Genomic DNA, 19,149 nt, shown 5'->3' with positions numbered 1-19,149 from the left:
CCTTGAACGTCGAAGGGTCGGGCAAGACGCCTGCTTACCAGCGCGCCTCGTGCGGACGTGCATTTCCATTCGTTTGACAAGGGAGAACTCGTGGAGTCCATCTCCGAGATCCAGAGCGACGCAACGGCCGACGAGCGCACGGAAGCGCCCGAGGCCGTCGAGAACGTCGACACCACCACCGAGGCCGCCGCCGAGCCGACCGCGCAGGCTGCTGAGCCTGAGGCTGAAGCGGATGCCGCGGCTGAGGCTCCGGCCGCCGCCGAGGCTGCTGAGCACGAGGCCGCCGCCGAAGCCGCTCCGGCTGACGCGCCTGCGGCTGAGCCCGAGGCTCCGGCCGCTGAGGCTGAGGCCGCGGAGCCCGAGGCTGCTGCGCCCGTGAAGGCGCCGCGCAAGCGTGCGCCGCGCCGCGCCAAGACGGCGGACGCCGTCACCCCCGAGCCCGTGGTCGAGGCGCCGGCGGAGGCCGCGCCGGCCGCCGAGGCCGCCCCGGCTGAAGCTTCCGCCGACGCTCCCGCCGCCGAGGCGCCGGCTGCCGGCGACGCTCCGGCGGAGGCCGCCTCCGCCGGCGTGCCTGCCGAGGCCGACGCGAAGGCCGAGGCGCCCGCCGACGCGAAGGCCGAGGCATCCGCCGACGCGAAGCCCGCCGAGGCCGAGGCGAAGCCCGCCGAAGGCGACGCAGCCGAGGAGACCGGCGACGAGACTCCGTCGCGCAGCCGCAGCCGCAGCCGCAGCCGCAGCCGGAATCGCAACCAGAACGACAAGGGCGACAAGGGCGGCCAGCAGCAGAACGGCCAGCAGCAGAACGGCGGCAAGGACAACGCGCCCGCGTCCACGCCCGAGTCCGACGAAGAGCCGGCTCAGGGGTCGGGGCGCGGCCGCCAGCGCAACAAGCGCCGTGGCGCCACGCAGTCGGGCGACGAGTTCGAGACCGAGATCGGCGAGGACGACGTCCTGATCCCGATCGCGGGCATCCTCGACGTCCTCGACAACTACGCCTTCGTGCGCACGTCGGGCTACCTGCCCGGCACCAGCGACGTCTACGTCTCGCTCGGCCAGGTGAAGAAGTACAACCTGCGCAAGGGTGACGCCGTCGTCGGCGCGATCAAGCAGCCGCGCGAGGGTGAGCAGTCGAGCCGCCAGAAGTACAACGCGCTGGTCAAGGTCGACGCGATCAACGGCCTCTCGGTCGATGATGCCGCCACGCGCGTCGAGTTCGGCAAGCTCACGCCGCTCTACCCGCAGGAGCGCCTGCGCCTCGAGACGGCCCCCGAGAAGCTGACGCAGCGCATCATCGACCTCGTCGCGCCGATCGGCAAGGGCCAGCGCGGGCTCATCGTCGCGCCGCCCAAGGCCGGCAAGACGATCGTGCTGCAGCAGATCGCCAACGCCATCGCGACCAACAACCCCGAGGTCCACCTCATGGTCGTGCTCGTCGACGAGCGCCCCGAAGAGGTCACCGACATGCAGCGCACGGTGAAGGGCGAGGTCATCGCCTCGACCTTCGACCGCCCCGCCGAGGACCACACCACGGTCGCCGAGCTCGCCATCGAGCGGGCGAAGCGCCTGGTCGAGCTCGGCCGCGACGTCGTCGTGCTGCTCGACTCGATCACCCGCCTCGGCCGCGCGTACAACATCTCGGCGCCCACCTCGGGCCGCGTGCTCACCGGTGGCGTCGACGCGTCGGCGCTGTACCCGCCGAAGCGCTTCTTCGGCGCGGCACGCAACATCGAGAACGGCGGATCGCTCACGATCCTCGCGACGGCTCTCGTGGAGACCGGCTCCAAGATGGACGAGGTCATCTTCGAGGAGTTCAAGGGCACCGGCAACAGCGAGCTGCGCCTGAACCGCCAGCTCGCCGACAAGCGCATCTTCCCGGCCGTCGACGTGAACGCGTCGAGCACCCGCCGCGAAGAGATGCTGCTGTCGCCCGACGAGGTCAAGATCACCTGGAAGCTCCGCCGCGCGCTGGCCGGTCTCGAGCCCCAGCAGGCCCTCGAGGTCGTGCTCGGCAAGCTCAAGGAGACGCAGTCGAACGTCGAGTTCCTCGTGCAGATGCAGAAGTCGATCCCGGCGCCGTCGACCGGTCACGGTGGGCGCAGCCACGCGGACGACAACAGCATCCGCTGAGTCTCGGAGGGAACTGGGTGTTCGACTCCGTCAAGGCGCTGATCGAAGAGCACAAGGCGGTCCAGGAGGAGCTCTCCGACCCCGCCGTGCATGCCGACGCGGCACGCGCCAAGCGGGTCAACCGCCGCTACGCCGAGCTGTCTCGCATCGTGAAGGCGAACGAGGACTGGGTCGCGGCATCCGATGATCTGGAAGCCGCGCGCGAACTCGCCCGTGAGGACGACGCGTTCGCCGAGGAGGTTCCCGCCCTCGAGGCGAAGCTCGCCGAAGCGCAGGAGCGCCTGCGGCGTCTGCTGATCCCGCGCGACCCCGACGACGCGCGTGACGTGATCATGGAGATCAAGCAGGGCGAGGGCGGCGCCGAGTCGGCGCTGTTCGCCGCCGATCTGCTGCGGATGTATCTGCAGTACGCCGCATCGAAGGGCTGGAGGACCGAGCTCCTCGAGCGCAACGAGTCCGACCTGGGCGGCTACAAGGACGTGCAGGTCGCGATCAAGGGCTCGTCGTCCGACCCCGCGCAGGGCGTGTGGGCGCACCTCAAGTACGAGGGCGGCGTGCACCGCGTGCAGCGCGTGCCGGCCACCGAGTCGCAGGGGCGCATCCACACCTCGACGACGGGCGTGCTCGTCTTCCCCGAGGTCGACGAGCCCGAAGAGATCCACATCGACCCGAACGACCTGAAGATCGACGTCTTCCGCTCGTCGGGTCCCGGCGGGCAGTCGGTCAACACGACCGACTCGGCGGTGCGCATCACACACGTGCCGACCGGGATCGTCGTGTCGATGCAGAACGAGAAGTCGCAGCTGCAGAACCGCGAGGCCGGCATGCGGGTGCTCCGGGCCCGCCTGCTGGCCAAGCAGCAGGAGGAGCTCGAGGCCGCGGCATCCGATGCCCGCAAGTCCCAGATCCGCGGCATGGACCGTTCCGAGCGCATCCGCACGTACAACTTCCCCGAGAACCGGATCGCCGACCACCGCACCGGCTACAAGGCGTACAACCTCGACCAGGTCATGGACGGCGCGCTCGAGCCCATCATCGAGTCGGCGATCGCCGCAGACGAAGAGGCCCGGCTCGCCGCACTCGGCTCCGACGACTGACGCCCCGCCTTCGTTTCGTTCGCCGAGACCCGGCATTCGCGACGAGACGGCGTCTCTCGCACGTGGTCTCGTCGCGAATCCCAGGTCTCGCGGAGTCGCCCGCCCGCCCCGCGTCGCCGCCCCGGATCCCAGGTCTCAGCGGCCGTGGCGCGACAGGGCGAGCGGATGCCGCGCCGCTAGGCTCGGCTCGTGCTCACCCTTCTCATCCGAGCGGCGATCTTCCTCGTCTCGGCGTTCCTCGGACTCGTCGCGGCCGACCTGATCCTGCCCGGCTTCACGCTGCACTGGGACGACTGGTGGGGCATCCTGCTGGCCGTCGTGATCTTCGCGGTGCTGCAGAGCATCCTCGCGCCGTGGCTGTTCACGATCACGCGGCGTCACGCCAACGCGCTGATCGGCGGAATCGGCCTGCTGTCGACGTTCGTCGCGCTGCTGATCGCGGTGCTGATCCCGGCGGCGGGCATTGGCATCAACGGTCCCGTGGCGTGGATCATCGGCACGCTCATCGTGTGGCTCGTCACGGCGCTCGCCACCTGGCTGCTGCCGCCGCTCTTCATCAGGAAGCGCGTTCAGGACCGCCGAGAGTAGCCCTCACCACCGGCGGTTGCGCACGGCCGACTCCGCCGAGACTGCATCCGTGCACCGAGACAGCACCCGGCAGCAGCAGTCTCGGTGCACCGGTGCAGTCTCGCGAGCTGGGGCGGCACGGCCTGGCACCGACGAAGGCGCCGCTCGCGTCAGATGTGGTACTCGGGATACTCGGGCGTGGTCAGGATCGATCGGGTGTCCTCGCCCTCACGACGCTGGCGCGGCTTGGCGGGAACGCCCACGAGCACGCTGTCGGCCGGGGCATCCTTCGTCACCACCGCGTTCGCACCGACGACCGATCCCGCGCCGATCGTGATCGGTCCGAGGATCTTCGCGCCGGCGCCGACGGCGACGCCGTCCTCGAGCGTGGGATGCCGCTTCCCGCCCTCGCGCTGACGGCCGCCGAGCGTCACCCCGTGGTACAGCATGACGTCGTCGCCGACCTCGGCGGTCTCGCCGATGACGACGCCCATCCCGTGGTCGATGAAGAAGCGGCGGCCGATCTGCGCGCCGGGGTGGATCTCGATCCCGGTCAGCCAGCGCGTGACCTGCGACCCGGCGCGGGCGACGAACCGCGCCTTGCGCACCCACAGCGCGTGCCACACCCGGTGCGCCCAGATCGCGTGCAGGCCGGGATAGAGGAGCGCGATCTCGACGCCGGACCGAGCAGCGGGGTCGCGCAGCCGTGCCGCGACGACGTCTTCGCGGATGCGGGCGAAGAAGCCCTCTCCGCGGCTCATGACGCGCTCTTCTCGGGCTCGCGCAGGTGCTCGTACAGCGCGGTCGACAGGTAGCGCTCGCCCGAATCGGGGATGATCACGACGATGCGCTTGCCCGCGGCCTCCGGGCGCGCGGCGATCTCGAGCGCCGCCCACACCGCCGCGCCCGCCGACATACCTCCGAGGATGCCCTCGCGCACGGCGAGGTCCCGTGCCACGCGGATCGCGTCGTCGAACTCGACGTCGAAGATCTCGTCGATGACCGACCGGTCGAGCACCTGCGGCACGAAGTTCGGGCCGATGCCCTGGATGCGGTGACCGCCGGCGCGGCCCTCCGACAGCATGGGGGAGTCCTTCGGCTCGACGATGGCGATGTTCACGTCGGGGTTGCGCTGCTTGAGCACCTGGCCCACGCCCGTGATGGTGCCGCCCGTGCCCGAGCCCGCGACGAAGTAATCCACCGTGCCGTCGGTGTCGCGCCAGATCTCCTCGGCCGTCGTGCGACGGTGGATCTCGGCGTTGGCCTCGTGCTCGAACTGTCGCGCCAGCACGGCGCCCGGTGTCTCGGCGACGATCCGCTCCGCGGTCGCGACGGCCTCGGTCATGCCCTTGTACGGGTCGGTGAGCACGAGCTCTGCGCCGTAGGCCTTCAGCAGCGTGCGCCGCTCCTTCGACATCGACGCGGGCATCGTGAGGATCACCTTGTAGCCGCGTGCCGCCCCGATCAGCGCCAGCGCGATGCCCGTGTTGCCGCTGGTCGACTCCACGATGGTGCCGCCGGGCTTCAGCTCGCCCGCCGCCTCCGCGGCGCTGATGAGCGCGTAGCCCAGACGGTCCTTCACACTCGAGCCCGGGTTGTAGAACTCGAGCTTGGCGAGGACCTCGCCGTGGAGACCTTCCGTGAGGGCGTTGAGCCTCACCAGCGGGGTCTCGCCGAACGCGGTCGTGATGTCGGAATGGATCCCTGGCACGGGGCGCCTTTCTGGAGCGGTGTGCCTCAATCCTCTCGCAGGTTCTCGAACAGCGCAGTCGACAGGTAGCGCTCGCCGAACGAGGGCACGATGACGACGATGTTCTTGCCCTCGGCCTCGGGGCGCGCGGCGATCTGCAGCGCGGCCCAGATCGCGGCGCCCGACGAGATGCCGACGAGGATGCCGTCCTTGGTGCCCACCGCGCGCGCGGTGTCGATCGCGTCCGCGAACTCGACGTCGACGACCTCGTCGATGACTCCCTGGTCGAGGACCGCCGGCACGAAGTTCGGGCCGATGCCCTGGATCTTGTGGGGTCCGGGCGTGCCCTTGGTGAGCAGCGGCGAGTCGGCGGGCTCGACGGCGATGACCTTCGCGCCGGGCACGCGCTCCTTGAGCACCTGACCGACGCCGGTGATCGTGCCGCCCGTGCCGATGCCGGCGACGAAGTAGTCGACGGCGCCGTCGGTGTCGCGGAGGATCTCCTCTGCTGTGGTCTCGCGGTGGACGCGCGGGTTGGCCTCGTTCTCGAACTGGCGCGCGAGAACGGCGCCGGGGATCTCGGCGACGAGCTCCTCCGCCTTGGCGACGGCCCCCTTCATGCCGCCGGCCGGGTCGGTGAGAACGAGCTCGGCACCGTAGCCCTTGAGCAGCAGGCGACGCTCGATCGACATCGACGAGGGCATCGCGAGCACGACGCGGTAGCCGCGGGCGGCGCCGACCATGGCGAGCGCGATGCCGGTGTTGCCGCTCGTGGCCTCGACGATCGTGCCGCCGGGCTGCAGCTGGCCGGACTTCTCAGCGGCGTCGACGATGGCGATGCCGAGGCGGTCCTTGACGCTCGACGCCGGGTTGTAGAACTCGAGCTTGGCGATCACGTTGCCGCCGAGGCCCTCCGCGGTGCGGTTGAGGCGCACGAGGGGGGTGTTTCCGAAGGCGGAGGTGATGTCGGGGTGGATGCCGGTCATGTCGGGCCTTTCAGCGGTGGTCTGCGGGTGGGCACAAGCCTATGGGGACTCCCCCGCCGTGAGTCCTTGTGTGACAGCGGCCTGGCCACGGGCGAGTACTCTGCCGGGCTTAGGCTGGATAGGCCCATGGCTTCACCCGAGACACCCCCGACCGTCGCCGCCTGGCTGCGTGATGCCGCCGCGCGCCTGGCGCACGCCGGCGTGCCCGACCCCGACGTCGACGTCGAGCTGCTCGCCGCATTCGCGCTGCAGACCGGCCGCGGGGGAGTGCAGGCCGCCGCCATCCGCGGAGACGCCCTTCCCGTCGGGGCGGCGCAGCAGCTCGAGACGCTGGTCGAGCGCCGCGCGACGCGTGAGCCGCTGCAGCACATCACCGGTCTCGCCCCCTTCCGCCATCTCGAGCTGCGCGTCGGACCCGGCGTCTTCGTGCCCCGGCCCGAGACCGAGATGGTGGCGCAGCTGGCGATCGACGCGCTCGCCGCCGCGGCATCCCCCTCTCCCATCGCCGTCGATCTCGGCACCGGAAGTGGCGCTATCGCCCTCGCGATGGCCACCGAGGTTCCGCACGCCCGGGTCTTCGCGGCCGAGAACTCGGTCGACGCCTTCGTCTGGACGAAGGAGAACTTCGAGCGTGCGGGGGCCGACAATGCCACGCTCGCCTTCATCGATCTGGCTCACGCGTTCCCCGACCTCGACGGCACGGTGTCGGTCGTCGCGTCGAATCCTCCGTATGTTCCGGATGCCGCGATCCCGCGCGATCCGGAGGTGCGGTTCTTCGACCCGCCCGCCGCACTCTACGGCGGCGAGGACGGCCTCGACGTGGTGCGCATCCTCAGCGCTGTGGGGCTGCGGCTGGCGCACCCGGGCGGCACGATCGTCATCGAGCACGGCGAGTGGCAGGGCGAGGCGATCCGCGACCTGCTCACCGCCGACGGCTGGCGCGCGGCATCCACTCATCCCGATCTCACGATGCGCGACCGCGCCACCACCGCGATCCGCCCCTGACACCCGCTCCCCGCGCGCCGCGGATCCCCAGGCGCCCTTGATTAGACTGTGCGCGACATGTCCCCCATCTTCGATTGCCGCGATGAGGCACAGCTTCTCTCCGGCATGCGTCAAGCGCGCCAGGCCATCGGCCGCGGCGACCTGGTCGTCATCCCCACCGACACCGTCTACGGCGTGGCCGCCGACGCATTCAGCGCGAAGGCGGTGCAGAAGCTGCTCGACGCGAAGGGGCGCACCCGGCAGATGCCGCCGCCCGTGCTCGTGGCCGGCACCGCGACGCTGCGCGCCCTCGTCGCCGACGTTCCCGAGCAGATCGAGCGCCTCGTCGAGGAGTTCTGGCCCGGCGGGCTCACGATCGTCCTCCCGGCCCAGCCGTCGCTCTCCTGGGACCTCGGCGAGACGCGGGGAACCGTCGCCGTGCGCATGCCCGCACACCGCATCGCCCTCGAGCTGCTCGAGGAGACCGGCCCGCTCGCGGTCTCGAGCGCCAATCTCACCGGCAAGGCGGCCGGCATCACGGCGGAGGACTCGGAGGGGATGCTGGGCGACAGCGTCGCGGTGTACCTCAGCGACGGTCCGTCCACGACGGGGATCTCGTCGACGATCATCGACGCCACCAGCCTCGTCGGCCAAGCGGAGCCACTCGTCCGGGTGCTGCGTGAGGGCGCGGTGAGCCGCGAGCAGCTGCGCTCGGTGCTCGGCGACCTGCTCGAGCCCGACCCCGAGGCCGACGGGCCCGAGGCAGTCGAGCCCGAGGCAGTCGAGCCCGAGCCCGCGGCGAACCCCGACGAGCCGGGCGGGCCGTGAAGCAGTACGTCTTCACCATCCTCTTCACCGCGGCGGTCACCTTCGCGCTGTCGTGGACGGTCTGGCGACTCGGGCTGAAGTACAAGCTGTATCCGGGCATCCGCGAACGCGACGTGCACAAGACGCCCACCCCGCGCCTCGGCGGCATCGCGATGTTCCTGGGGGTGGTCGCCGCGTTCCTGGTCTCGTCGCAGCATCCCTTCTTCGCCATCGTGTGGAACGAGCCCGCGCAGGTGTGGGCGATCCTCGGGGCGACGTGCCTGATCGTGGTCGTGGGTGTCGCCGACGACCTGTGGGACCTCGACTGGATGATCAAGCTCGGCGCGCAGTTCCTCGCCGCCGGCATCATCACGTGGTTCGGCGACCTGCAGATCTACTCGCTGCCCATCGGCGGGCAGGCGGTCGGCTCGAGCTGGGTCAGCTTCACGCTCACGGTGTTCTCGATCGTCGTCGTCATGAACGCGGTGAACTTCATCGACGGACTCGACGGACTCGTCGCCGGCGTGTGCCTCATCGCGAACGGTGTCTTCTTCGCGTACTCCTACATGCTGGTGCGCGACACCGGCCAGAGCAGCTACTTCAACCTCGCGTCGTTCATCGCGGCCGTGCTGATCGGCGTGTGCATCGGGTTTCTGCCGCTCAACTGGCGGCCGGCGAAGCTCTTCATGGGCGACTCCGGCGCCCTGATGCTCGGCCTCCTCATGGCCTGCTCGGCGATCGCCGTCACGGGCAGCATCACGCCGGCCATGGTCGGCGACAACGACGAGTTCGGCCGCTCGCAGCTGCTCGGTGCGTTCATCCCGATCCTGCTGCCGGTGGTGATCGTGCTGCTGCCGCTGCTCGACTTCGGCCTGGCAGTCATCCGGCGGATGAGCAAGGGCAAGTCGCCCTTCTCGCCCGACCGCAAGCATCTGCATCACCGGATGCTCGACATGGGGCACTCCGACCTCGGTGCGGTGCTCATCTTCTACGCCTGGACCACGATCGTCAGCCTGTCGGTCCTGCTCATGTACATCGGCACGTCCGAAGGCTGGCCGGGGGACTACCTCCTCGGCGTGGCGTTCGGGCTCGTAGGGGTCGTCGCGTGCCTCGTGGTGACCCTGCTGCCTTCCCGCCGGCCTGCGCCGGCTCCCGAGACCGTCCTGGAGGACGCCGAATGACCACCAACCCCATCTCGAGCACGCCGATCCTGCGCACCGTCCTGGTGTGGGGAGGGGTCGTCACCGGCGCGCTGGCAGTGCTCGGCGGGCTCATCGGGTTCCTCGTCGCCGGCACGGACGGGCTGTGGAGCGCGCTCGTCGGCGTTCTGGTCGCTGCCGCCTTCCTCCTCATCACCGTCGCGAGCATCCTGATCGCCAACCGGTGGTACGGCGACCCGCTCTACGTGCCGCTGTTCTTCGGGATCGTGCTCGGCGGCTGGATCCTGAAGTTCGTCCTGTTCATCGTTCTGCTCCTGGTGCTGCGGGGTCAGCCGTGGATCGAGCCGATGGTCTTCTTCCTCGCCGTCGTCGTGGGCGTGCTCGCCTCGCTCATGGTCGACGTCATCGTGCTGCTCCGGATGCGCGTGCCCCACGTGAGCGACGTCACGCTGCCGACCGACCCCGAGGCCGGCGACCGACGCGATGACGCCGAGGAGGGGGAGCGCGGTCGCCCCGGGGCGGATTCAGGCACCTCTCAAGTTTGATAGGCTCTTCCTGCGCCCGCCTGCTCGCCTAGCGAGCACTTGCGGAGTGACGCTCATCGACCATCGTCGCAACGGTTCTCGACCGGTGCCCCGAAGCTGGAGCCAGCGCTGTTTACTCATGCTGCGACCCTGATCGCCCCCCTTGCCGCCGACGCGCCGCCGGAGTTCCACGGCCCTTCGATCGAAGAGTTCTTCCCTGAGATCCTCTTCACGCTGGCGGGGGTGCCGATCCACCGGATCCACCTGATCCAGTTCCTGGCGACGATCGCCGTCGTGCTGATCTTCTGGCTCGGCACTCGCCGCATGCGCGTCGTGCCCGGCCGGTTCCAGAGCCTCGTCGAGATGGGTCTCGACTTCGTCCGCGTCAACATCGGCGAGGACCTCCTCGGGAAGAAGGACGCCCAGAGGTTCCTCCCGATCCTCACGACGATGTTCTTCATGATCCTGTTCATGAACATCACGGGCATCATCCCGTTCCTGAACATCGCCGGCACGAGCATCATCGCGGTGCCGCTGACGCTCGCGATCGTGAGCTATATCACGTTCATCTACGCAGGCATCAAGAAGAGCCCCAAGAACTTCTTCAAGAACTCGCTCTTCCCGTCGGGCGTGCCGTGGCCGATCTACATCATCGTCACGCCGATCGAGCTCATCTCGACCTTCGTCATCCGCCCCGTCACGCTCACGCTCCGACTCCTGATGAACATGATGGTCGGCCACCTCCTCCTGGTGCTGTTCTTCGCCGCCACGCAGTTCTTCATCGTCGACATGGGCGGCTGGTGGTCGGTCCTCGGCGCCGGCAGCCTCGCGTTCGGCTTCGTCTTCACCCTGTTCGAGATCCTGGTGGCTGTCCTCCAGGCCTACGTCTTCGCCCTTCTCACCGCGGTCTACATCCAGCTCGCGGTCGCCGAAGAGCACTGATACGGGACGGCCGGAAGGCCGCCCACAACCGAAAGGAAACACCCCCGTGGACGCAACTACGGTTCTCGCCGAGGTCTCCGGCTCCATCGCCACCGTCGGCTACGGTCTCGCCGCCATCGGCCCGGCCATCGGCGTGGGCATCGTCGTCGGCAAGACGATCGAGGGCGTGGCCCGTCAGCCCGAGCTGGCCGGCCGTCTGCAGGTCCTGATGTGGATCGGTATCGCCTTCACCGAGGCGCTCGCCTTCATCGGCATCGCGACCGGCTTCATCTTCGGCTTCTGATCGCCAACTCTCGACCTAAGGAGACAGGATGCTGAACGCTCTTGTCGCGTACGCCGCGGAGGAGGGTGCTGCACCCAACCCGCTCATTCCCGCGTGGTACGACATCATCTGGTCGTCGGTGTGCTTCATCGTCATTCTTCTCGTCTTCTGGAAGGTCGCCCTTCCGAAGATGAAGAAGCTGCTCGACGAGCGTTCCGCCGCGATCGAGGGGAACATCGCCAAGGCCGACGAGGCCCAGCGCAAGGCCGAGGCGGCGCTCGAGGAGTACACCGCCCAGCTCGCCGACGCGCGCAAGGAGGCCGGTGAGATCCGCGACGCCGCCCGTGAGGACGGCAAGAAGATCGTCGCCGAGGCGAAGGACACCGCTGCCGCAGAGGCCGCGCGCCTGACCGCGACTGCGCACTCGCAGATCGAAGCCGAGCGCCAGACGGCCCTCGTGTCGCTGCGGAGCGAGGTGGGCACGCTCGCCCTCGATCTCGCCGGCGGCGTGATCGGTGAGACGCTGTCCGACGACGCTAAGGCTCAGGCCGTCGTCGACCGCTTCCTGGCCGAGCTCGAGGCAGAGAAGGCGTCGAAGTAATGGGCAGCGCGACCACTCAGGCACTGGCGGCGACGACGAAGGCGCTCGACGCCGCGTCGGGCGTCGACCTCGACGTGGCCGGCGAGCTCTTCGCCGCGGCGCGCGCCGTGGGCGACTCGTCGCAGCTGAGCGGCGCGCTCGCCGACTCCTCAGCTCCGGTCGAAGCCCGTCGCCAGGTCGTCACGGCCGTGTTCGGCGGCTCGGTTTCGGCAACGACGGTGTCGCTGCTGACGACCGCCGTCGAGCAGCGCTGGTCGTCGGCGTCCGACTTCGTCGACGCCATCGAAGAGCTCGCCATCCGCGCCGCGGTGGTGGCCGAGCCGTCGGCCGACGTCGAGGACGAGCTCTTCCGCTTCTCGCGCACGGTGGCTGAGAACTCCGAGCTCGAGCTCGCTCTGGGCAGCCGCCTCGGGGATGCCTCGGCGAAGGGCACGCTCATCGACACGCTGCTGGCCGGCCGCGCGAGCAAGGCGACGACGCTGATCGCGGCATCCCTCGTCCAGCAGCCGCGCGAGCGCCGCGTTCGCCGGCTGCTCTCGCGGGCCACCCGCCTCGTCGCCGACCAGCGCGGCCGCAAGGTCGCGACGGTGTTCGCCGCGTCGCCGCTGAGCGCGGCCCAGGCCGACCGCCTCGCCGGTGCGCTCTCGCAGCGCTACGGCACCCAGGTGTCGATCAACACCGTGGTCGACCCGACCGTGGTGGGCGGGCTGCGCGTGCAGATCGCCGACGACGTCATCGACGCCAGCGTGTCGGCCCGGCTGGCGGATCTCCGTCAGAGGCTGGCCGGCTAGCACAGACTTCCCGCCGCAGGCGGAGACTTCGGGGCCCACCGCCCCACACACAGAACTTGGAACAAAGGGAAGACCATGGCAGAACTGTCAATCAGCCCCGACGTCATCCGTGACGCGCTGAAGGATTTCGTCGCCGCCTACGAGCCCACCGGGGCTGCGGCGACCGAGGTCGGCACCGTCATCGACGCCGCCGACGGCATCGCGCACGTCGAGGGGCTCCCCGGCGTCATGGCGAACGAGCTCGTGACGTTCGAGGACGGCACTCTCGGCCTCGCGCAGAACCTCGACGAGCACGAGATCGGCGTCGTCGTCCTGGGTGAGTTCTCGGGCATCGAGGCCGGCAACTCGGTCACGCGCACCGGCGAGGTGCTGTCGGTCCCCGTCGGCGAGGGCTACCTCGGCCGCGTGGTCGACCCGCTCGGCAACCCGATCGACGGTCTCGGCGAGATCACGAACATCGAGGGGCGTCGTGCGCTCGAGCTGCAGGCGCCCGGCGTCATGCAGCGCAAGTCGGTGCACGAGCCGCTGCAGACCGGCATCAAGGCCATCGACGCGATGATCCCCGTCGGCCGCGGTCAGCGTCAGCTGATCATCGGCGATCGCCAGACCGGCAAGACCGCGATCGCGATCGACACCATCATCAACCAGAAGGCCAACTGGGACTCCGGCGACGTCAACAAGCAGGTCCGCTGCATCTACGTGGCCATCGGCCAGAAGGGCTCCACGATCGCCGCCGTCAAGGGCGCGCTCGAGGACGCCGGCGCCATGGAGTACACGACCATCGTCGCGGCCCCCGCGTCCGACCCGGCCGGCTTCAAGTACCTGGCGCCCTACACCGGCTCGGCCATCGGCCAGCACTGGATGTACGACGGCAAGCACGTCCTCATCATCTTCGACGACCTGACGAAGCAGGCCGAGGCCTACCGCGCCGTGTCGCTGCTGCTCCGCCGCCCGCCGGGCCGCGAGGCCTACCCCGGTGACGTCTTCTACCTGCACTCGCGTCTGCTCGAGCGCTGCGCCAAGCTCTCGGACGAGCTCGGCGCGGGCTCGATGACCGGTCTGCCGATCATCGAGACGAAGGCCAACGACGTGTCGGCCTACATCCCGACCAACGTGATCTCGATCACCGACGGCCAGATCTTCCTGCAGTCCGACCTGTTCAACGCCAACCAGCGTCCCGCGGTCGATGTCGGCATCTCGGTCTCGCGAGTCGGCGGTGACGCGCAGGTGAAGTCGATCAAGAAGGTCTCCGGCACGCTCAAGCTCGAGTTGGCCCAGTACCGCTCGCTCGAGGCGTTCGCGATGTTCGCGAGCGACCTGGATGCCGCGTCCCGCCGCCAGCTGGCCCGTGGCGCGCGCCTCACCGAGCTGCTCAAGCAGCCCCAGTACTCGCCGTACCCGGTGGAGGAGCAGGTCGTCTCGATCTGGGCCGGCACCAACGGCAAGCTCGACTCGATCGAGGTCGAGGACGTGCTGGCTTTCGAGCGCGAGCTGCTGGACTACCTGCGCCGCAACACGACGATCCTCGACACGCTCCGCGACACCAACGTCCTCGACGACGACACCGTCGCCGAGCTCGGCAAGAAGACCGACGAGTTCATCCTCGAGTTCCAGGCCGGCAAGGGCCAGACGATCTCGAAGCCGGGCCACGAAGAGGTCGCGGCGGCAGAGGCCGAAGACGTGAACCAGGAGAAGATCGTCAAGGGCCGCCGCTAAGGCGACACCGGACAGACACCATGGGCGCACAACTCCGGGTCTACAAGCAGAAGATCAGCACTGCTCAGACGACCAAGAAGATCACGAAGGCGATGGAGCTCATCGCGGCTTCGCGCATCCAGAAGGCGATGGCGCGTGTGCGCGCGTCGTCGCCCTTCGCGCGAGCCGTGACGCGAGCCGTCTCCGCCGTGGCGACGCACTCGAACGTGGAGCACCCGCTCACGACGGAGCGCGAGGTCATCCGCCGCTCAGCGGTGGTCATCTTCGCCTCCGACCGCGGCCTCGCCGGCGCGTTCAACTCGCAGATCCTCCGTGAGGGCCTCGAGCTGGCCGAGCTGCTGCGGCAGCAGGGCAAGGAGCCGGTGTTCTACCTCATCGGCCGCAAGGCGGTCGGATACTTCCAGTTCCGTCGCATGGAGGCGGCTGCGGAGTGGACGGGCGACACCGACACCCCGCACTTCACCACGGCCGAGGAGATCGCGGCGACGCTGCTCTCCGCGTACGACCGCGGTGGTGAAGACGGCGGCGTCGACGAGATCAACCTCGTCTACAACCGCTTCGTCAGCATGATGACGCAGACGCCCGAGACGGTGCGCCTGCTTCCGCTCGAGGTCGTCGAGGCGGAGGAAGCGGCATCCGCTCAGGTGTACCCGCTCTACGAGTTCGAGCCCGACGCTGAGACCGTGCTCGACGCGCTCCTGCCGGTCTACATCCAGAGCCGCGTCTTCAATGCCCTCCTGCAGTCGTCCGCCGCGAAGCACGCCGCCACGCAGAAGGCGATGAAGTCCGCCAGCGACAACGCCGACAAGCTCATCACCGATTACACCCGCCTGCGCAACAACGCTCGCCAGGCCGAGATCACGCAGCAGATCGCCGAGATCGTCGGCGGCGCCGACGCTCTGGCGTCGGGCAAATAGACCACACGAAAGAGAAGAAGCCATGAGCCTCACCGCAGAGAAGACCGAGACCGCGGTCGTCGGCCGCGTCGCGCGGGTCACCGGCCCCGTCGTCGACATCGAGTTCCCGCACGACGCGATCCCCGACATCTACAACGCGCTCAAGACCACGATCACCATCGAGGGCGAGTCGACCGAGATCACGCTCGAGGTCGCGCAGCACCTGGGCGACGACCTCGTCCGCGCGATCGCGCTGAAGCCCACCGACGGCGTCGTCCGCGGCCAGGAGGTGCGCGACACCGGCGAGCAGATCACCGTGCCCGTCGGCGACGTGACCAAGGGCAAGGTCTTCAACGTGACCGGCGAGGTCCTCAACGCCGAGCCCGGCGAGACCATCGAGGTCACCGAGCGCTGGCCGATCCACCGCAAGGCCCCGAACTTCGACCAGCTGGAGTCGAAGACCCAGATGTTCGAGACCGGCATCAAGGTCATCGACCTTCTCACCCCCTATGTGCTGGGCGGGAAGATCGGCCTCTTCGGCGGTGCCGGCGTCGGCAAGACCGTCCTCATCCAGGAGATGATCCAGCGCGTCGCGCAGGACCACGGTGGCGTGTCGGTGTTCGCCGGTGTCGGCGAGCGCACCCGCGAAGGCAACGACCTCATCCACGAGATGGAAGAGGCCGGCGTCTTCGACAAGACCGCCCTCGTGTTCGGTCAGATGGACGAGCCGCCGGGCACGCGTCTTCGCGTGGCCCTGTCGGCGCTGACGATGGCGGAGTATTTCCGCGACGTGCAGAAGCAGGACGTGCTCCTCTTCATCGACAACATCTTCCGCTTCACGCAGGCCGGTTCCGAGGTCTCGACGCTGCTCGGCCGCATGCCGTCCGCGGTGGGCTACCAGCCCAACCTCGCCGACGAGATGGGTGTGCTCCAGGAGCGCATCACCTCGACGCGTGGCCACTCGATCACCTCGCTGCAGGCGATCTACGTGCCGGCCGACGACTACACCGACCCGGCTCCGGCGACCACGTTCGCCCACCTCGACGCCACGACCGAGCTCTCGCGTGAGATCGCGTCGAAGGGTCTGTACCCGGCCGTCGACCCGCTGACGTCGACGAGCCGCATCCTCGACCCGCGCTACATCGGCGACGACCACTACCGTGTGGCCACCGCCGTGAAGCAGATCCTCCAGAAGAACAAGGAGCTGCAGGAGATCATCGCCATCCTCGGTGTCGACGAGCTCTCCGAGGAAGACAAGATCGTCGTGTCGCGCGCACGTCGCATCCAGCAGTTCCTCTCGCAGAACACCTACATGGCGAAGAAGTTCACCGGTGTCGAGGGCTCGACCGTCCCGATCAAGGAGACCATCGAGTCGTTCGACGCGATCGTCAAGGGTGACTTCGACCACGTCGCCGAGCAGGCCTTCTTCAACGTCGGCGGCATCTCCGACGTCGAGGAGAACTGGGCGCGTATCCAGAAGGAGAACGGCTGATCATGCCGCTCAACGTGAGTCTCGTCTCCGCCGACGCGGAGGTCTGGTCGGGAGAGGCGTCGCTCGTCGTCGCCAAGACCGTCGAGGGCGAGATCGGCTTCATGTCGGGCCACGAGCCGGTGCTGGCGATCCTGGCCGAGGGTCAGGTGCGCATCACCCAGACCTCGGGCACCAAGATCGTCGCGAACGCGCAGGACGGCTTCCTCTCCATGGAGGGCGACAACCTGACGATCGTCGCAGGCAACGCGGCGCTCATCGCCTGACGAACCTCAGACCGAAACGCCCCAGTCCGTTCGCGGACTCGGGGCGTTTCGTCTCCCTCCGCTCGCCCGTCGAGCCGGGGAGCGAACGAACCACGACCGGAGGGCCATGCTGATCCTTCTCCCGCCGTCGGAGACCAAGCGCGCCGGAGGGCGCGGGCGGCCGCTGGACGCGGCATCCCTCGCCCTTCCTTCGCTTGCCCCGCAGCGCGAGGCCATCGTCGACGCGCTGGTCGCGCTCTCGGCCGACGAGGCGGAAGCAGCGAGGGTGCTGAAGCTCGGCCGCACGCAGCTGGGCGAGGTCGCGGTCAACGCGGCTCTGCGCGAGGCGCCGACCATGCCCGCCGTGGACCGGTACACCGGTGTCCTCTTCGACGCGCTGGACGCGGCATCCCTTCCCGCGGTCTCCCGTCGGTGGCTGGGCGCGCACGTCCGCGTGCACTCGGCTCCGTTCGGACCGGTGGGCGCTCTTGATCCGATCCCGTCCTACCGACTCGGCGCGTCGGCGACCCTGCCGGGTCTCGCCTCCCTGAAGAAGGTGTGGGCGGATGCCGTCACCGCGGCGCTGGCGGAGGAGCGCCCCCGGTTCGTGCTCGACCTGCGCTCCGAGGCGTACGTCGCACTCGGGCCCGTGCCGGCGCCGCTGCCCTCGGCGTACGTGCGGGTCGTGTCGGAGTCCGAGGGTGGCGCCGTGCGGGCGCTCAACCACTTCAACAAGCACGCGAAGGGCGCGCTGGTGCGTCGCCTGGCCGAGGACCGGCCGCGTGTGAACTCGCTCGCGGGATTCGTGAACTGGGCGGATGCTGCGGGCCTGCGCGTGCGCTCCGGAAAGCCTGGAGAGCTCGAGCTGTTCGCCTGAGCCGGCCGGGCCCTCCGGTTCGTTCGGTCAGCGCCGCGTGTGCTGAGCGGTGCGCTCCGTGTTCTCGGCGATCGCGATGAGCGCCACGACGGCCTCGATGATGAACCTCAGCGCGATGACCGCGATGAACGCGACGAGCGGCACGATGATGATCGTCGCGATGATCGCGGTGACGCCGGCGCCCACGTTGATCCACAGCAGTGACGCGCCGCCGACGATCCCGTTCACGAGGTACACGATGAAGCCGATCGCGATCGCGATGAGGCCCACGACGTAGAAGACGCTCGCGAGCCGGCGAGTGATGAACGTGCGGAAGCTGATGTCGAAGAGCGCCGCGAAGAAGCCGCGACCGACGGCGGCGACGTCGTCGTCGAGCGACCGCGGCACCCCCGTGTCGTCGGGGTCGGTCGCGGGGTCGTAGGCGGGAGCGGATGCCTCGCCCGGCGTCGCCGCGGAGCGCGCGGCGTCTGCGGCAGGCTGCTCGGGGAGGGGCGGGACGGGGGGAGTGGGGTCGGTCATGGTGATCCTTCCGCTGACTGGTCCTGTCAGGCTATCGACAGCCGCGCCGGGGGTCAGCCCCCGAAACGCCCGGTTTCTGCTGACATGCGCGCACGGGCATCGCTAGCATGTGTCGCGCGGGGCGAGGCGCCTCGCTCGATGTGCGTGCGCATCGACGATCGTTCCGGAGAGGACGTTCATGTCATACGACGACGACTACGGGATCGGAGGGCTGATCGCCGTCTGGCTGGTCCTCGCGCCCCTGCTGTTCATCCTCGCGATCGCGGCCTACGTGATCTCGTCGTGGTTCCTGATGAAGATCTTCGAGAAGGCGGGCGTGCAGGGCAAGTGGCGCGCATGGGTGCCGGTGTACAACACCCTGATCTTCGTCAAACTCGGCGACCTCAACCCGTGGTGGCTGCTGATCCTGTGGGGCGCGACCGCGTTCCTCAGCTGGATCCCGGTGGTCGGGCAGCTCTTCGGTCTCGCCGCCTTCATCTACACCCTCCTCGCCGCGTGGCGCGTCGGCCTGAAGCTGCAGAAGGAAGCCGTCTGGCTCATCCTCTACTTCTTCCTCTCGATCGTGTGGCTCGGCATCAACGCCTTCGACAAGTCGCGCTGGAACACGGCGATCCCGGCGGCTCCGTGGGCGGGCAACTTCCTCGCCGACAACACGACGTGGTCGGGCATCCCGAACCAGGTTCCCGCCGGTGGCTTCCCGCCCAACGCGGCGACGGCTCCCGGCAGCTACGCGCCCCCTGCCGGCTACCAGCCGCCGCCCGCGGGCTACTCGGCACCGCCCGCGCCGCCCGCCGGGCCCGCAGCCCCGGCCGCGCCGTACACGCCGCCGCCCGCGGGGGGTCAGCCGCCTGTGACGCCGCCGCCCCCCG

The 19,149-nt window shown here is 69.2% G+C and carries 21 protein-coding genes; 17 read left to right on the top strand and 4 right to left on the bottom strand.

All coding sequences use genetic code 11. The features are described 5' to 3' along the window. The first annotated feature begins 90 nt into the window (after positions 1 to 90). The 3 genes from rho (at position 91) to MK786_RS10790 (ending at position 3,812) form a co-directional block, all read left to right on the top strand. Complete coding sequence (rho, locus tag MK786_RS10800; protein ID WP_241112244.1) at positions 91 to 2,127, top strand: transcription termination factor Rho; 2,037 nt, start codon at positions 91 to 93, stop codon at positions 2,125 to 2,127. Between the two features lie 17 nt (positions 2,128 to 2,144). After that, on the top strand, positions 2,145 to 3,224 hold the full coding sequence (gene prfA / locus MK786_RS10795) for a peptide chain release factor 1 (RefSeq protein WP_241112243.1): 1,080 nt from the start codon (positions 2,145 to 2,147) through the stop codon (positions 3,222 to 3,224). 189 nt (positions 3,225 to 3,413) lie between these two features. After that, positions 3,414 to 3,812 carry a hypothetical protein gene (locus MK786_RS10790; protein WP_241112242.1) on the top strand — a complete coding sequence of 133 codons (399 nt, stop codon included), beginning with the start codon at positions 3,414 to 3,416 and terminating at the stop codon, positions 3,810 to 3,812. Positions 3,813 to 3,961: 149 nt separating this feature from the next. Here MK786_RS10790 and epsC read toward each other — a convergent pair whose 3' ends face one another. From epsC to cysK (MK786_RS10775), 3 genes are read right to left on the bottom strand one after another with little or no spacing between them, the layout of a single operon-like run. Beyond that, entirely contained in the window at positions 3,962 to 4,552 is a 591-nt protein-coding gene (epsC, locus tag MK786_RS10785; protein ID WP_241112241.1) for a serine O-acetyltransferase EpsC, read from the bottom strand. After that, positions 4,549 to 5,502, bottom strand: coding sequence for a cysteine synthase A (gene cysK, locus MK786_RS10780; protein ID WP_241112240.1), 954 nt, complete (start codon positions 5,500 to 5,502; stop codon positions 4,549 to 4,551). Before cysK (MK786_RS10780) ends, epsC begins: the two co-directional genes overlap by 4 nt. A gap of 26 nt (positions 5,503 to 5,528) precedes the next feature. Then, a complete protein-coding gene (cysK, locus tag MK786_RS10775) occupies positions 5,529 to 6,467 on the bottom strand; it encodes a cysteine synthase A (RefSeq protein WP_241112239.1) in 939 nt (312 codons plus the stop codon). Between the two features lie 126 nt (positions 6,468 to 6,593). On the opposite strand from cysK (MK786_RS10775), the gene prmC reads away from it, so the two are divergent. The 13 genes from prmC (at position 6,594) to MK786_RS10710 (ending at position 17,761) form a co-directional block, all read left to right on the top strand. After that, positions 6,594 to 7,472, top strand: a complete 879-nt coding sequence (prmC, locus tag MK786_RS10770) for a peptide chain release factor N(5)-glutamine methyltransferase (protein WP_241112238.1) — start codon at positions 6,594 to 6,596, stop codon at positions 7,470 to 7,472. A gap of 57 nt (positions 7,473 to 7,529) precedes the next feature. Beyond that, positions 7,530 to 8,279, top strand: a complete 750-nt coding sequence (locus tag MK786_RS10765; RefSeq protein WP_241112237.1) for an L-threonylcarbamoyladenylate synthase — start codon at positions 7,530 to 7,532, stop codon at positions 8,277 to 8,279. After that, positions 8,276 to 9,439, top strand: coding sequence for an MraY family glycosyltransferase (locus tag MK786_RS10760; protein ID WP_241112236.1), 1,164 nt, complete (start codon positions 8,276 to 8,278; stop codon positions 9,437 to 9,439). The genes MK786_RS10765 and MK786_RS10760 overlap by 4 nt, the downstream gene beginning before the upstream one ends. Further along, positions 9,436 to 9,963 carry a hypothetical protein gene (locus MK786_RS10755; RefSeq protein WP_241112235.1) on the top strand — a complete coding sequence of 176 codons (528 nt, stop codon included), beginning with the start codon at positions 9,436 to 9,438 and terminating at the stop codon, positions 9,961 to 9,963. The genes MK786_RS10760 and MK786_RS10755 overlap by 4 nt, the downstream gene beginning before the upstream one ends. A 129-nt stretch (positions 9,964 to 10,092) precedes the next feature. Beyond that, positions 10,093 to 10,884, top strand: coding sequence for a F0F1 ATP synthase subunit A (atpB, locus tag MK786_RS10750; protein ID WP_241112468.1), 792 nt, complete (start codon positions 10,093 to 10,095; stop codon positions 10,882 to 10,884). A gap of 46 nt (positions 10,885 to 10,930) precedes the next feature. Then, positions 10,931 to 11,167 carry an ATP synthase F0 subunit C gene (atpE, locus tag MK786_RS10745; protein ID WP_159845304.1) on the top strand — a complete coding sequence of 79 codons (237 nt, stop codon included), beginning with the start codon at positions 10,931 to 10,933 and terminating at the stop codon, positions 11,165 to 11,167. A gap of 28 nt (positions 11,168 to 11,195) precedes the next feature. Continuing rightward, entirely contained in the window at positions 11,196 to 11,747 is a 552-nt protein-coding gene (locus MK786_RS10740) for a F0F1 ATP synthase subunit B (RefSeq protein WP_241112234.1), read from the top strand. Beyond that, the gene (locus MK786_RS10735) at positions 11,747 to 12,538 is read left to right on the top strand and encodes a F0F1 ATP synthase subunit delta (protein ID WP_241112233.1); all 792 of its coding nucleotides are present in this window, start codon (positions 11,747 to 11,749) and stop codon (positions 12,536 to 12,538) included. The genes MK786_RS10740 and MK786_RS10735 overlap by 1 nt, the downstream gene beginning before the upstream one ends. Before the next feature lie 75 nt (positions 12,539 to 12,613). Continuing rightward, entirely contained in the window at positions 12,614 to 14,254 is a 1,641-nt protein-coding gene (gene atpA / locus MK786_RS10730) for a F0F1 ATP synthase subunit alpha (RefSeq protein WP_241112232.1), read from the top strand. Between the two features lie 20 nt (positions 14,255 to 14,274). Continuing rightward, positions 14,275 to 15,171, top strand: a complete 897-nt coding sequence (locus MK786_RS10725) for a F0F1 ATP synthase subunit gamma (RefSeq protein ID WP_191763280.1) — start codon at positions 14,275 to 14,277, stop codon at positions 15,169 to 15,171. Positions 15,172 to 15,193: 22 nt separating this feature from the next. Beyond that, complete coding sequence (gene atpD, locus MK786_RS10720; RefSeq protein WP_241112231.1) at positions 15,194 to 16,642, top strand: F0F1 ATP synthase subunit beta; 1,449 nt, start codon at positions 15,194 to 15,196, stop codon at positions 16,640 to 16,642. A 2-nt stretch (positions 16,643 to 16,644) separates the two neighbouring features. Continuing rightward, entirely contained in the window at positions 16,645 to 16,905 is a 261-nt protein-coding gene (locus MK786_RS10715; RefSeq protein ID WP_241112230.1) for a F0F1 ATP synthase subunit epsilon, read from the top strand. A 106-nt stretch (positions 16,906 to 17,011) separates the two neighbouring features. Further along, on the top strand, positions 17,012 to 17,761 hold the full coding sequence (locus MK786_RS10710; protein WP_241112229.1) for a YaaA family protein: 750 nt from the start codon (positions 17,012 to 17,014) through the stop codon (positions 17,759 to 17,761). A 27-nt stretch (positions 17,762 to 17,788) separates the two neighbouring features. On the opposite strand, the gene MK786_RS10705 is transcribed toward MK786_RS10710, so the two are convergent. After that, complete coding sequence (locus MK786_RS10705; RefSeq protein ID WP_241112228.1) at positions 17,789 to 18,280, bottom strand: DUF4282 domain-containing protein; 492 nt, start codon at positions 18,278 to 18,280, stop codon at positions 17,789 to 17,791. A gap of 178 nt (positions 18,281 to 18,458) precedes the next feature. On the opposite strand from MK786_RS10705, the gene MK786_RS10700 reads away from it, so the two are divergent. Further along, positions 18,459 to 19,149, top strand: a 691-nt coding sequence (locus MK786_RS10700; protein ID WP_241112227.1) for a DUF5684 domain-containing protein, incomplete at its 3' end; no start/stop codon positions are given.

The sequence above is a fragment of the Microbacterium sp. CFH 31415 genome (genome assembly GCF_022538185.1).
In the GTDB taxonomy this organism is placed as follows: Bacteria; Actinomycetota; Actinomycetes; order Actinomycetales; family Microbacteriaceae; genus Microbacterium.
Note: the sequence above shows the minus strand (reverse complement) of the source record. Positions and strands in the feature narration are given on the sequence as shown.